A 14,306-nucleotide genomic window follows, 5' to 3' on the forward strand; every position below is an offset into this window, starting at 1 on the left:
CAAAATAAAATCGATGCGAATTCATAGCTACACCGGTAGTAAAATCGAAATGATCGCTGAAATGCTATCTCCAATGGTCAGCGGTTGGCTTAACTACTTCACGAAATTCAATCCATCAGCAGTAAAGTACACCATTGACTGTCTGAACCGCAGACTGATCAAATGGGCAATGTGCAAATACAAGAGGTTCAGGGGACATCGCAGTCGAGCGGAAAAATGGCTGAAAGAACTCGCAAAAAGAGAACCCAATATGTTTCCACACTGGGTTCTCGGAATGGTACCGTAACTGGCCGAATGATAAGAGCCGTATGAATCGAGAGGTTCACGTACGGTTCTGTGAGAGCCTGAAGGTGAAACCCCTTCGGGCTACTCGACTGGAAGGTCGGCTACTCAACTAATGGGTAGCCTCCTATCCGATTGGGAAAAGGGAGTCGCCTCCCGATAACGTAAGAACGAATTACGGTCAGATTTTGAATAAGTCAGACAATACCGGTTGAAGGTTCCACGCGCTTTCTTTCGTCACATCGTCGGTTCGGGACGGGTGATTTGCTTGTACTGGCGGTACATGGACAGGCGCCAATGGGTAATCATGCCGTAGGCAAGCAGGAAGAATAGGGCTCCTGTCTGCGGAATCGATATAAACTCTTCAATGTAACCGTGAAGCAGCAGCCGGACGGTCAGCAGCCCGAGCAGAATGAAAACGAAGCTTCGCGACCGCTGAATGAACACCTGATCGTTCTTCTTTTCGAATTTGGTGCCCCGAATCAGCGGATAGGAGAAGACGAACCAACCGATTAAAAAGGCGATCGCGCCCACAAAACGGGAATGCGCACCTCAGGGACAACGAACATCATAAAGCCTGTAGTCATCCCGAGCGGCGGAATAATGATTTTTTTGATGGTAACGGGACGGCTGCTGGCTTTCACGCGAATAAAGATCACGGCGAGCGCCATCACGAGCATGCCGACCGTAGAGCCTATTTGAAGAATTGGGGAATTCAGGTCAACCACAATTCAAGACCTCTTTCTATCAATAATGTCACAGCACTTTATACCTAGATGATTATAGCATAATACGCTGCCGGACAAAATTGAGGAACACCATGAAGTTGAGGGCATGGGTTTTAGGCAAATAAGGCTTCCGCTCTCCGGATCGCTTGGCGCATGCCGGGAAGGGGATTTTTAAGCATCGGACCGTGGCCGCATGCAAGCACGGAAGGGCTGAGATCAGTCAGTTTTTTGGCTGTGCTCAGGGCTGTGCTTTTACTCCAGGTTGCCATGGCGGGAAACGGAAACAGCAGGCGTTTATCACCCGATACCGCAAGACCTGCCCGGGTCTGCCAAGCATCGCCGGCAATCAGGATGCCGCTGCGCTGATCGAGAAAAACCATGTGGCCCGGCGTATGACCCGGTGCGTCAATGGCGAGTAGGGAGCCCAGCATGTCGCCATCCTTAAGCAGCCGATCTGGCTTGGAGGCGATGCCTTTCGGGATACCCCCCTTAATCGGCGTTTGAGGCTCATGCGCTTCCAGCCGGGTGTTTCCGGTAAGCAGGATCGCATCCCGCGCCGAAATGGAAAATTCCGCCTCGGGAAAGGCGCCCTTCAATCCATCCAGCGAACCGACATGGTCGCCGTGGGCATGGGTCAGCACAATGCGCGTAATCGGTTTGCCGATGTCGGCCGCGGCCGACACGATTCCTTTTTGGCAGAAAGGCATGCCGGTATCTATTAATGTCAATCCGTTCTCTTCTTCGACAAGATATACGTTCACAGGGAACAGCCGCGGCATGAACGACAGCTGCATAACCTGCTCGACGATAGTTTTTTTCAAAAAGATCACATCCCGTTAACTATTTATATTAATATTTTAACTAATATGATTAGTTTAGTCAATATTCTTTTATCGAGTCAAAATGGGATTTGTGTCGAAAAGATAAAATTTTAATATTTTTTCCATTTTTTGAGTGCATTTTTATGCAGGATAAGTTACCATTATGTTATGAATACGGAAAAATATGCAGAAAAAGTATCCGGAAAGAGAGGCTGGACTCATGGAATTGTACAAGCGTACCGTTATATTTTTGCTGATGTATTCGGTCTCCGTTTTTTTACTGTATGTGGCCAGTGAACACGCCCCGTATCTGCTTCCGGTTATCTGGTTTGCCGCTCTGATTTTGCTGATTTGCGGTCTGTGTTATATTTTTTTTCATTATGTATTCCGCCCCCGAAAAAGGAAGACCCGTTAAATATTGTGCCATTTGACTGTCCTGCGGGGCAGTTTTTTCGTTCAATGAGGGGAGCAAAAAGCGACTTCGTCCCTTGAAGGACAACGAAGCGTTTTTGCTTGGTTTTTTGCTGCAAAAATAAAAACGTTTTAGGGTAAAGCTCAGTCTAATATACAAAAGCAATTCATCAGCGAGAAATTACAATTGGGGGAAGGGAGCCTCGTCATGGAGGAGAGAGAACTGGCCGCCGCCGCATGCAGAGGCGATGAGGCTGCATTTTACGCACTCATTACGGGGCAGAAAAGAAAGTTGTACGGCATTGCCTACAGCTATCTTCACAATGAGGCCGACGCGCTGGAAGCGGTGCAGGAGACGGTCTGCAGGGCATGGACCAAGTGCGGGCGCCTTCGGAACCCTGAGGTGTTCGTAACCTGGCTGATCCGCATACTCATCAACTGCTGCATCGATGAACAAAAACGGAAGAGGCGCGTCATTCCTTATGAGGAAGTTGGCGATTCTGCTCCGGGGGAAATGGTCAGCGACAGCAAGGTAGACCTGGAGCGTGCATTGAGCCGGATGAAGCCCAAATACCGGCATGTGCTGATTCTGCGGTATTACGAGGATATGTCCGTCGCTGATATCGCCAAAGTGCTGGATTGCCCGGAAGGAACGGTCAAAACCAGATTGCGTCAGGGATTAAAGCTGCTGAAGCAGAAAATCGAACCGGGAGGTGCGGTCACTCATGCATGAGAAAGAAGAACGGATGCTTCGAAGCTTCACGGAAGATGCCAAATCGAAGGCCGCGGCCGTCTCTGATGAAGCGTTCGAGTCCGCGATCCGGGAAGGAATCCGGCAGGGAAGACGCCGCAAGCGGCGTCTTCGGCTGCGAGACAGAGGCCTTGTCCTCTTTGCCGGTGCTTTGGCGGCGGTTTTGTTGCTGATGTGGAACATTGTGCTGCATCAGCCTGAACGGATGGCCGCAGGACCTTTTCCTCTGCTCAAGGGGCATGAACTAGGAGAGGATATCACGCTGAACACGGCCAATAAGCACGGGCTTATCCAGCCGGTCGGCAAATCGGTCACAAAAGGGGACTACACCATAACCGTTGACGGCGTTCTCGTGGGCTCGCAGCAGCTGAACGTATTTTACACGCTGGAAAACCGGTCGGACCGGATAGCGATTGTGCAGGGAGAGGAGCTTAAAGATCCCGAAACGGGAAAATCATTGAAATATGGATCCCGCTCAGGAGGAGCTTTCGAGTTCGATAAAGGTACTCACGAGGTGCAGGTGGATTTTACATTTTCGGAGAATGACGCCATACCGGAGGACATCACCCTTGCTGTTCGGATGGCCCGGGATTCCGCCAACGCGAGGGCAGGGATCCGGGAAGACGGGGGGGAAGAACTGAATGTCGGTTTCCGTCTTGATATGGATACGTACCGAAAGTATATCCATACGATTCCGCTCAATCAGGCGATTGATGTCGAGGGACAAAAAATCATGTTGCGGGAAGCGGTCGTTTCACCGACGGGTATCGTGCTGAAGGCTAATATCGACAAGGAGAATACGATGAAGGTATTTGGTCTGCATGAGCCGTACTTGGAATCGGTCAAAAACGGAGAGATTGTTCGTCTGGTCAACCATATGTCCTGGCTTCCGGACGAATCGGGGAACATGACGTATTTCTTCGGAAGCAATGCCCTGGACCGGCCGGATTCCATTACGTTGAGATCGGAAGGATTGCATGCCGTCGATCCTTCTCTCCTGAAGGTTAAGGTGGATACCGAAACGGGCGCCGTGCTTCATTCCCCTGACGAAATGCTGAAATTCGACGAATACGTAAAAGGGAAGGAGGTCCACACGCTAAAGCTTGAGTATGAGAACAGGAACTCAAGCAATTCCTCAAATCTTTCCTTCGAGCCGGAATTCGTGGACGGAAAGGGCAAGAGGCACACAGAATCCGATGCTCATAACGGTACCCGAACGGAAACCCGTTCGGGCTCCGAAACCGGATGGAGCAAAGCAACCTATTACTTCTACCTCAAGCCCCGGGATTATTCGCAGCCGCTGACGTTCACGCTGACCAGTTATCCCGGTTTAATTGAAAAAGCAATCGAGATTCCGATCAAGTAAATGCATGGCTTTGGAATCGTAAGGGTAAAACCTCGGTAAACTAAAACCGTGATAATCGCCTATGCATCCCGGCGCGAAGGATGAGGCAGCTCGTTTGAGGGCCAAACCTTTGCGGTGCCGTTAAAACGAAAGGAACGTCCCCAGTGAGGGCGACGTTCCTTTATAAAATATAAGCCATGTACAAAAAATCACTTGGTACATGGCTTATATTTGTTCCGAAAATGCTATCGTTCTTCAAGTTGGAAACGAAGCCGCTTCGATTTGAGCGTATAGCTGCCCCGGACAGCTTCCGATTACGCTAACGGACACAGGATCCGTTATTCCCTGGATTTGCCCCGGTTTCTTATTCTAACGGACATAGAATCCGTTAAGATACCGAAATGCAGGGGAATCCACAAGTTTTAACGGTTTAACGGAATCCATGTCCGTTACAACGGAGAAGAGGCTCGAAAATGCCTTTTAACGGAACTCATGTCCGTTAAAAGGCCCAGAGCGTCGAACGCGGCACCTTCGGCCCTCGGAGTAGCTCGATCAAGCTACCCGTTACAAAAGTTTGCATACACGCCGCTGATCCAGCTGCATAGAATGGAACCCGCAGGAACTACTCCCTAAAACATTTTCTGCGGCAAACGTTGCAGCTGTAGTGCGGCCTCACCACCCGTGACTCCGCCACCCCGCGACCTCACCAGCCCGCGGCCGTACGATCCGAGGCTGCTACATCGCGTGGCTCCCCAAGCCCGCTGCAGCTCGCAGCGCCATCGCGCTCACCGCACCATAGTGCTCACCGCGCCATCGTGCTCGCAGCGCCATCGTGCTCACCGCGCCATCGTGCTTGCAGCGCCATCGTGCTCACCGCACCATCGTGCTCCCACCAAAACCCCCGCACGAGGCTCTTCGTACGGCCCGGTCTAATGAACCCCATCAATTCCTGTATTCCGTCGGCGAACTCCCGTCCGGCCCTTTGGCATCGAGCAGCTCGATCAGCGCTTTCGGCACGCCGTTTAACAGCAGCCACTGGCGCAGCGTTTCGATGGCCCGGATATGGCCGTTGCCTTCATCGCGCCAGGTTAAGAGCTCAACAACCTTGATGATGAGCGCCATGAGCTCGGTTTTGTCCTGCTCGGTCTTCTCGGCCCGGGCTTTTTGGTAGATCGCTTCTTTCTCCCAGTCGATCAAGATTTCGTCACCGATGGTGGGCTTCATCAGCGTATATCCGGAATCGCAATTCGGGCAGCGGACGCCGGTGAGCTGTTCGGTTTCAAAGGTTACCTGAATGTTCTCCCGGCATTTCCGGCACGGAAAGTTAACATGAATGATCGAATGGATGTCCATCATGGGGGAGCCTCCTTGAAAATGCAAGTTATGACATAAGGTAATTAATTTTTACCCATAACTTGGCCAAGGGACCCACAATTCTAGTCTTCGGTTATGACATACACGCATCGGCAGCCTCCGCTAGCGAGGCATTCGGTCCGTTCCACCTTGGCTTGAAGCAGGGAGGAAAAAAGCTCGAGTTCGCAGCTGCAGGCCTGGTTATAACGGTCCGCAACCCTTGAAATCGGACAGTTATGCTCTTTAATGACGTACTGGCCTTCCCCGGTTTGCTCGCATTCAGCCATATACCCGTTCTCGTTCTGGATGTCGGTAAGGGTACGGACACGCTCACTCAGCGGTTTACCGCCGATCCCGCGTTCGTAACGCTGACGCAGCTTATCGCGCCGGCGTTCGAACAGCCGGGTGACCATGCCTTCGCCGGCTTCCTCCGCCAGCTCATCCAGCAGATCCATCGTAAGGGTGGAATACTTGTTAGGAAAAAGCGATTCGGCATGCGGAGTCAGACGGTACAGGGCGAGCGGGCGGCCCATGGCTTGGCGGACCAGCTCGGTCTGGATCATGCCTTCCTTCTCCAGGCTGCCCAGATGGCGCCTGACGGCCATCTCGGTGACCAGAAGTTCGGAGGCGATCGACTTTGCGCTAAGAGGCCCCTGCGTTTTTAACATATGGAGAATGGTATCCCGGGTGGACAGATTCTGTGCCTGTTCCATCTTGATCACCACCTGATTTTATAATTGCATTGATGTTGTATGAGAAACATTATCGCCTATCGGCGGATACCTGTCTACCCGTGTCTTCACGCGGGCGGAACTGGTCTCTCCATGATTTATATTGGGAAAATCCGTGGATTCGAACTTAATCGTAAAAATGCACCCCTTGGAATCCATCGGTTAAACCCGGGGTGGGGCCAATGTCCGTTCCAAGGGGTGCACTTTGAAAAAAGGGATGAAGCTCATCGGCTTCATGCTCATTCCGTAACTTCAAGCATATCGAAGATAAGCCAGCTGCCGTTTTGTTTTTTTAACCAGTACAGGGCGGAGGAAGAGTACATGTCTCCATCCGCGTCATCGGTTTCCTCGGTATAAATAACGGCTTCATCATTTTGGTACAATACGATGCTTGAAGAGTCGGAATGAATATTGAAATCCAGCTCTTTAAACACTCCCGACTGAAGCCAGTCATCGATGATTTTCTTGTACGGAGATTCAGGAGCGATGACGGAGAAAAGAAGCCGGGTATCCTCCTGGTTGATTCCGTTGTAGTGGGTTTGAAGGATGTTCATCATGGCAGTCCGTTCCGCTTCCGGCACTTCCGGCTTTGCGTCCAAAAGGCCGTCAGGCAGATGGTATTCCATGTCAAAAATCCCGTTGTCATATTCTTTCCATGCACCGGCAGCATCCTTTTTCAGGAGAACCTCCTTGTATAAGGTGTAGTCCCAGTTGAAAGCTCCGCCGGTACGCTCGAAAGTATTCGCTACGGTAGCAATTACGGATGTACCGGCCACGGTCACGTTATATACGTAGGCCGATACTTTGCTTTTGCCGGACGACATCTCTTCGTAGCTTTGTTCATGGCTCTTGCGGGTTGGCGACTTGGGGTGGACAGCCGCAAGGGCCCCCTTATAATCGCCTTTGCTTAGTGCGGCGGCTTGGCCGGCGTACAGCTTTTTGATTTGGATGCTCACCAGGTCCGTAACCGTTTTGCGGTCGATTTTGATCGTACGGGTTTTGGCGTCCCATTTCACGGGCAGCCCGGTCGATTCCGCCACGAAACGGAGCGGTACGAGGGTATTTCCCGCATTGGCATACGGCGGCGTCTCAAGCTTTGTTTTTTGTCCGTTCACATAGGCAATCGTAGATCCAAGCTTCATCCGCAGCTCCTGGTCCGCAAGCGTGCCGGTCACCTGCTTGGCGGCGGAGTTCCAATCCACGTTATAGCCGAGGGCTTGAAACAGCGGTTTGAACTGAACGAACGTGACTCCGTTTTTCATAACGGGTGCTGCCTGGAACTGAATTGGTTTTCCGTCGAGCAGCACGCGGATTTGGGGCGGGTTTTTGGAGGGGGCTGCTTGAACGGCACTCCCGAACGCAAACAGCATGGCAATCAGCAGCAGCATGATTCTTTTCTTCTTAATTATAGCGGTCATCTCCTTCCAAATCAGCCCGACAATAGCGAAATAATGAGTATCGTTGAGGTAATCGTACATGAGAAACCCAGCTTGGGCAATACATTTATATTAAGTAAAATTATGGTGGATTCAGAGGCGGGTTGAGAGGTATGATCTTTTATGAAAAGGGGGCGGGAGGGTAAAGATTGGGCTAGGATGGGTAATACATTGAAATAGGACTAATCATGAAGGAGTGATGGGGCATGACGTATTTTTACATAGGAACCTATGGCTCGGCTGAGGAAAAAGGGATATATTTGGGCGAGATGAATCGGGAAACGGGGGATTTGCAGCTGGTGGATGGAGCTTCCGGCATCGAAAACGCGACTTTCCTGGAATGGGACGAGCTGCATCGGGTGCTGTATGCGGTCAGTGAAAAAGAGAACAGCGAAGTATTCGCTTATGCTGCCGATCCGGAAACCCGGAAGCTAAAGGTAATCAGCCGGAAGGCAACGGAATCCTCCGGGGCCTGCCACGTCTCCCGCTCGCGGGACGGCAAATATTTGTTCACGACCGGTTACAGCGACGGCCGGATTTCGGTTTTTGCGCTGGAAGGGGAAGGGGCTATCGGAGAGATTTCTTCCCTGATCCGCCACAGCGGCAGAGGATTGCGGGATGATCGTCAGTCGGAGGCGCATCCGCATTCCATTTTCCAGGATCCCCATCATGAATATGTGGTAGTGTGCGATCTGGGCATGGATAATGTGAACCTTTACCGGCTGGAGGACGGCAAACTGGTGACCCACCGCGAGATCGCCATGCCGCCGGGCTCCGGTCCCCGCCATGTCGCTTTCCATCCGTCAGGACAGTGGATGTACTGCGTGAATGAGCTGAACTGCACGGTAACCGTGTTTGCTTACGATTCAACTTTTGGCGATCTGAAAACACTTCAGCATGTTTCAACCCTCCCTCCGGGCGTGAGGTGGAGAATACGGCGGCTCAGGTCACCGTATCGCCTTGCGGGCGGTTTCTGTATGCTTCGAACCGGGGACATGACAGCATCGTGCAGTATATCATTGACGCCGAGAACGGCATGCTGCAAGCGGTGAATTGGGTTTCCTCCGGCGGAAAGACGCCGCGCCATTTTAGCCTTCTGCCCGGCGGATTTTTGGTATCGGCGAATCAGGACAGCGGTTCGATCGCAAGTTACAAGATTAACAAAGATACCGGCGGGCTGGAAGCTACCGGCTTTACGTTGGAAGTGCCGCGCCCGGTGTGCATCTGTCCGGTGGGGGAAGCGTAGCGGAAGGGCGGAATTTTCATAGTTGAATCAACAGTTGGGCCCGGGGATCATGTTCCCCGGGCCCATTTCATTATAAGAAAGTATAAGATTTCATTTATGATCGACTTATGTTTCTCTCAGCAACCTATCGTCCATTCGAAGGACGACAACGTTTATTGCTCGCAGAATCCATTTAGGCTAGGTGTCGTTCTGCTTGGTGTTTGTTCTGCTTGCCCGTACCGTTTAATTCGCAAAAGTATGGCGTCCGATTTGCATTGTAGGCGTACGCGTCCAAATCCATTTACTGGTGGCCGTTTTCGGATTAAAGTAGTAATGAGAGTTTCCGGTCGGGTCCCACCCGCGTACGGCATCGAGAGCGGCCATATAAGCCGTCCGATTCGGCTCCATTCCGTACTGCCCGTCCATGACGGCAGTAAACGCGTTTTTCTGGAATACGACGCCTTCGATCGTGTTCGGGAATTCGTCCGACTGGATCCGGTTCATCACGACGGCGCCGACGGCAACCTGACCTTTGTAGGATTCCCCGCGGGCTTCGCTGTAAATGATTTTGGCCATGATGTCCATTTCGGGTTTGCTCAGCGTGTATTTTCTGAGCTGTCTCCACGTGGCGGGGCCGGCAATCCCGTCCGGGTAGGCGCCGTACTCTTTTTGGAATTCCAGAACGCTGGATACCGTGCCGGGGCCGTATTTCCCGTCCAATGCTCCGTCGTAGAGACCGAGCGTTTTCAGCCGGTACTGCAGGTCCCAGACTTTAGGGTCCTCAATGCCGTATTTGAGGACGGGGGCCGCTTCGGCCTTGTCCTCTTTAAAGCCCAGGCTTTGAATGACAAAGAGGACGATAAGGATAGCGAATACTTTCCACTTGCAAGCTGTCATCGTAATCATCTCCTTCCGGATGAATTATAATGGGCGGCAGGCAGCTGGACAACGGCATAAACTGGAAAAAACCTGGGAGGCCTTGCCGCTCTAAGTGGAAATGGATTACATTTTGGCAAGCCAACTAACTAGCTTATTCGCTAGTATCCAACTTGCATTATACATAGGAGGTAATTATTGTATGACAGCTTCGATACTGCTTGTTGAGGATGACCTTTCCATCGGGGAAATGGTCGAAAACTATCTTTCAGGCGAGGGATTTGAAATTTGCAGGGCCAAAGACGGAGAGGAAGCGCTCCATCTGTTCAACAGCCGATCCTTTGATCTGGTTCTGCTTGATCTGATGTTGCCGAAGCTTGGCGGCATGGACTTTCTCCGGATCGTCCGGGAACGGAGCCATGTGCCGATTCTCATTCTTTCCGCCAAAGACGGAGAGGCCGATAAGGCGCTGGGGCTCGGATTCGGAGCCGATGACTATATCGCCAAGCCGTTTTCCATGATCGAGCTGACGGCCAGAGTCAAGGCGGCCATCCGCCGTGCCACGTTTTATGCGGACGTAAATCCGCCGGCGCAGGATTCCCGCATCGTGAAGGTGCATGAGCTGTCCATGGACCTGGACAACCTGACCGTAAGCAAGAACGGACGTGAAATCAAGCTGACCGCCAAGGAGTTGGAGCTGTTAAAGCTTTTTCTGACTCACCCGAAAAAAGTATTTACGAAGCAGCAAATTTACAGCTCCGTCTGGAAAGACGAGTATTACGGAGACGAGAACGTCATCAATGTCCATATGAGCCGGCTGCGCGAAAAAATCGAGGACGAGCCCTCGGTTCCCCAGTACATCAAGACGCTATGGGGGATCGGGTACCGGTTGGGGGAATTTTAGCATGGTGCTAAATATGGCGCTCGCCGTTGCCGTCATCGCCCTGGCGGCCATGAATGCCGCGCAATATATAGCCAGGAGGCGAATGGGCCGGGATCTAAGGTATGTCACTTCCAAGCTCGACTCCATTATGAATGCCTCGTCGCAGGAGCAAGTGCTCCTTCCGACCGGGGACCCGGACGTCCGGGAGCTGCTGAATGCCGTTAACCGGCTGCTTGAGCTGAAGCGGCGATATGAGGTGGAGTTCACCAGAACCGAGCTTGCCATGCGCAAAATGCTGGCGAATATTTCCCATGATTTGAAAACGCCGCTGACCGTGGTGCTGGGGTATATTGAAATGATCGCGAGCAAGCCCGGCATGGAGCCGGAGGAGCGGGAGCGTCTGCTCGCAAAAGTCCAGGCTAAGGCGGTGGAAATCGTCGATTTGATGAACCGCTTTTTTGATCTGGCGAAGCTGGAATCCGGTGACCGCGACTTTCCGTTGACCCGGGTTCACATGAACGAATTTTGCCGTGGCGCCATTTTGACCTATTACGATTTGCTGGAGTCCGGCGGGCTTTCGACGGAGATCGACATTCCGGACGACCCGGTCTATGCCCGGGGCAACGAGGAGGCCCTTGGGCGGGTGCTGAACAACCTGTTGTCGAACGCTCTCCGCTACGGCGCAGAGGGCGGGGTAATCGGCCTTAGGCTCTGGGGCACCGAAGAAGAGGTGTTCATTGACGTATGGGACCGGGGAAAAGGAATCTCGGAGCGCGATCAGCGTTTTGTTTTTGAACGGATGTATACGCTGGAGGATTCCCGGAACCCGGCCTTTCAGGGAAGCGGTCTGGGACTGACGATTACCAAAAGGCTCGTGGAGCAAATGGACGGTGAAATATCGCTCAAGAGCCGACCCTATCAATCCACGGTGTTTACGGTGAAGCTGCGCCGGATTCCATAAGAAGCGGGAAATGGGCTCTTGATTCATGAACTCATGAGTTTCTGAACTTAAGAGTTTCGTAAGAATTGCGAAATAATTATGAAAATGCTCCCGGCTACAATGAGGTTAGGGTAAGTCATCCAATGAGAAGCAAGTAGAGAGGGGCTAGTTAAAACATGGGTTATGTAGTGAGCACCCGGCATCTATCCAAAACGTTTAACGGGAAAGAAGTCGTATCCGGTGTCAGCATGAACATTTCGCACGGACAAATCTATGGATTTTTAGGTCCGAACGGGGCCGGGAAAACGACGCTTATGAAAATGCTGCTAAATCTGATCAAGCCGACAAGCGGCGAGATCGAGATTTTCGGCGAGAGGCTTATGCCTCACTCGGTCGAGTTGTTTAAACGGATCGGCAGCATCATCGAGTATCCGATTTTTTACGAGAAGCTGACGGCGAAAGACAATCTGGAATTGCATTGCGAGTATATGGGGCTGCATGACAAAAAAGCGATCGGCGAAGCGCTTGAGCTTGTCAAGCTGACTGCGGCGGACGGCAAGCCCGTTCGCGAGTTTTCCTTGGGGATGAAGCAAAGGCTCGGCATGGCCCGTGCCCTTGTGACCAAGCCGGAGCTGCTGATTTTGGACGAACCGATTAACGGGCTGGATCCCGTGGGCATCAAAGATTTCAGGGATTTGTTCCAGATGCTCAGCAAGGAATACGGAATAACGCTGCTTATTTCGAGCCATTTGCTGTCCGAAATCGAGCAGGTGGCCGACACGATCGGCATCATCCAGAACGGGATCCTGAAAGAAGAGGTCTCTATGAGCGATCTGAAGAACCGCAACAGGGACTTTATCGAAATCGTTACGCCGGATTGCCGGAAGGCGGCATTCGTGCTGGAAAACAGCCTGAACATCGGGAACTTCAAGGTGATCGGCGATTCCGTCATCCGCATCTATGAACAGGACGTTTCCCAGCAGGAGATTTCCAAAGCGCTTATCCTGAACAACGTGGCCATCGAATCGATCAATCACAAGCGTGCCTCCTTGGAGGAGTACTTCATGAACCAGGTCGGCGGAGGTGAAAAATATGCTTAAATTAATGAAGCTGGAGCTGCGCAAGCATAAACTCGGCTGGTACTGGAAAGGCGTATTAATCGCCAACCTGCTTATTGTGGTTTTTATGGGCCTGCTTCCTTCCCTCGATGATGAGCTTGAGGTCGCTTTTGCCTCGTACGAGGAAGTGTTTTTGGCGATGGGGACAATGGTGCGGGTGGTGTATGTCATTTTTGCATCGGTCTTGATCAGTTCGTTCATCATTCAGGAATACAATAACAAAACCATTTCGGTTCTGTTTACGTATCCGGTCCTCCGCAAAAAGCTGATTGCCGCCAAGCTTCTGCTGATCATGGCGATCACCCTGGTTACCATCCTGATATCCAATGTGATGGTGGTTGCGTCCTTTCTTGCGCTGAACGCGTTCATGGATATCATGCAAGGAACGCTGTCCACGGAATTGATGGTCCATCAGACGGTGAACATGCTCATTCAGGGCTTGTCAGCGGTCGGCATCAGCATGGTGCCGCTATACTTCGGCATGCGGAAAAAATCGGCGGCAGCAACGATCATTTCGTCGGTCCTCCTCATAGGCATCATCAGCTCCAACAACGGCGGATTTTCGATCGGTCAGTTTATCGCCGTGCCGATTACGGTCGGACTTATCGGCCTGGCCATCGCCTATCTGTCATTCAAGAACGTGGACAATACCGATATTGCCTGACAGGATTTTACCTTGTGCATGTAGAAAATGTCATAGATTCGAGTTTATGTTGGCATTTTTAACTCCGGGTCAAGACTGAAGGAGGGAATGCATGTACAAGGTGATGATCGTCGATTTTAACGGAACGCTGGTCCAGAGCAAATATTTAGTGATTAAGCTGATGAATGATTTAGCGGATAAATACGGATATGAAAAGATTGCCGATGAACATATTGAACGGCTTGCCGCCATGACGATCCGGGAACGGCTCAAGCTGATGAAATGCCCGTTTTACAAGCTGCCCCTGCTGGTGGCCGATGTGAAGAAGAGGTATAAAGAGGACGTGGTGAGCCTTGATATCGTTCCGGGAATCGTGGACGTGCTTGCCGCTGCCAAGAACAACGGAATGACGATGGGGATTCTCTCCTCCAACAGCAAGGAAAATATACAGAGGTTCCTCGGCATGCATAACGGTGAAATGTTTGATTTCGTGTATACGGCAAAGAGCATATTCGGCAAGGATAAAGCGCTGAAAAAGTTGCTGAAGGAACGCGGATTCGCCAAGGAGGAAGTGCTGTACGTCGGCGATGAGCTGCGGGATGCGGAGGCCTGCCGGAAGTCGGGGATCGCCTGTGCGCTGGTTACCTGGGGATATGATGCGGAGGAACTGCTGCAGAGAGGAAATCCCGAATATATGGTCCGCCGCCCGGAGGAACTGCATGACATCCTGTCGCCGGGGAAGGAAACCTGACTTGACCTGAGC

The 14,306-nt window shown here is 51.8% G+C and carries 13 protein-coding genes and 2 pseudogenes; 9 read left to right on the forward strand and 6 right to left on the reverse strand.

The window, feature by feature from the left end:
* On the forward strand, window positions 1-286 hold a 286-nt coding region (locus tag XI25_RS30145), incomplete at its 5' end, for a group II intron maturase-specific domain-containing protein (RefSeq protein ID WP_046681529.1).
* 233 nt (window positions 287-519) lie between these two features.
* Here XI25_RS30145 and XI25_RS30150 read toward each other — a convergent pair.
* Window positions 520-1,010 (reverse strand): annotated as a pseudogene (locus XI25_RS30150) (CcdC family protein).
* A 113-nt stretch (window positions 1,011-1,123) separates the two neighbouring features.
* Window positions 1,124-1,831: an MBL fold metallo-hydrolase gene (locus XI25_RS30155; RefSeq protein WP_046681530.1), complete on the reverse strand. Its 708-nt coding sequence runs from the start codon at window positions 1,829-1,831 to the stop codon at window positions 1,124-1,126.
* A gap of 619 nt (window positions 1,832-2,450) precedes the next feature.
* Here XI25_RS30155 and XI25_RS30165 point away from each other — a divergent pair.
* Complete coding sequence (locus XI25_RS30165) at window positions 2,451-2,975, forward strand: sigma-70 family RNA polymerase sigma factor (RefSeq protein ID WP_046681531.1); 525 nt, start codon at window positions 2,451-2,453, stop codon at window positions 2,973-2,975.
* Window positions 2,968-4,359 carry a DUF4179 domain-containing protein gene (locus tag XI25_RS30170; protein WP_046681532.1) on the forward strand — a complete coding sequence of 464 codons (1,392 nt, stop codon included), beginning with the start codon at window positions 2,968-2,970 and terminating at the stop codon, window positions 4,357-4,359. The genes XI25_RS30165 and XI25_RS30170 overlap by 8 nt, the downstream gene beginning before the upstream one ends.
* Window positions 4,360-5,280: 921 nt before the next feature.
* On the opposite strand, the gene XI25_RS30175 is transcribed toward XI25_RS30170, so the two are convergent.
* From XI25_RS30175 to XI25_RS30185, 3 genes are all read right to left on the reverse strand, one after another.
* Window positions 5,281-5,694 carry a hypothetical protein gene (locus tag XI25_RS30175; protein ID WP_235440512.1) on the reverse strand — a complete coding sequence of 138 codons (414 nt, stop codon included), beginning with the start codon at window positions 5,692-5,694 and terminating at the stop codon, window positions 5,281-5,283.
* Between the two features lie 80 nt (window positions 5,695-5,774).
* The gene (locus tag XI25_RS30180) at window positions 5,775-6,404 is read right to left on the reverse strand and encodes a helix-turn-helix transcriptional regulator (RefSeq protein WP_046681533.1); all 630 of its coding nucleotides are present in this window, start codon (window positions 6,402-6,404) and stop codon (window positions 5,775-5,777) included.
* 257 nt (window positions 6,405-6,661) lie between these two features.
* A complete protein-coding gene (locus XI25_RS30185; RefSeq protein WP_235440513.1) occupies window positions 6,662-7,900 on the reverse strand; it encodes a copper amine oxidase N-terminal domain-containing protein in 1,239 nt (412 codons plus the stop codon).
* Between the two features lie 227 nt (window positions 7,901-8,127).
* On the opposite strand from XI25_RS30185, the pseudogene XI25_RS30190 reads away from it, so the two are divergent.
* Window positions 8,128-9,104: pseudogene (locus XI25_RS30190) on the forward strand (lactonase family protein).
* Window positions 9,105-9,326: 222 nt separating this feature from the next.
* Here the strand turns inward: XI25_RS30190 and XI25_RS30195 are convergent.
* Window positions 9,327-9,989: a cell wall hydrolase gene (locus XI25_RS30195; RefSeq protein WP_046681534.1), complete on the reverse strand. Its 663-nt coding sequence runs from the start codon at window positions 9,987-9,989 to the stop codon at window positions 9,327-9,329.
* 172 nt (window positions 9,990-10,161) lie between these two features.
* On the opposite strand from XI25_RS30195, the gene XI25_RS30200 reads away from it, so the two are divergent.
* From XI25_RS30200 to XI25_RS30220, 5 genes are all read left to right on the forward strand, one after another.
* A complete protein-coding gene (locus XI25_RS30200; RefSeq protein WP_046681535.1) occupies window positions 10,162-10,863 on the forward strand; it encodes a response regulator transcription factor in 702 nt (233 codons plus the stop codon).
* A 1-nt stretch (window position 10,864) separates the two neighbouring features.
* On the forward strand, window positions 10,865-11,803 hold the full coding sequence (locus tag XI25_RS30205; protein WP_235440514.1) for a sensor histidine kinase: 939 nt from the start codon (window positions 10,865-10,867) through the stop codon (window positions 11,801-11,803).
* Window positions 11,804-11,958: 155 nt separating this feature from the next.
* A complete protein-coding gene (locus tag XI25_RS30210; RefSeq protein WP_046681536.1) occupies window positions 11,959-12,882 on the forward strand; it encodes an ABC transporter ATP-binding protein in 924 nt (307 codons plus the stop codon).
* A complete protein-coding gene (locus XI25_RS30215; RefSeq protein WP_046681537.1) occupies window positions 12,875-13,564 on the forward strand; it encodes an ABC transporter permease in 690 nt (229 codons plus the stop codon). Before XI25_RS30210 ends, XI25_RS30215 begins: the two co-directional genes overlap by 8 nt.
* A gap of 91 nt (window positions 13,565-13,655) precedes the next feature.
* On the forward strand, window positions 13,656-14,294 hold the full coding sequence (locus tag XI25_RS30220; protein ID WP_046681538.1) for an HAD-IA family hydrolase: 639 nt from the start codon (window positions 13,656-13,658) through the stop codon (window positions 14,292-14,294).
* Window positions 14,295-14,306 lie beyond the last annotated feature (12 nt).

The organism is Paenibacillus sp. DMB20, assembly GCF_000987955.1.
Classification (GTDB): Bacteria; Bacillota; Bacilli; order Paenibacillales; family Paenibacillaceae; genus Paenibacillus_AQ.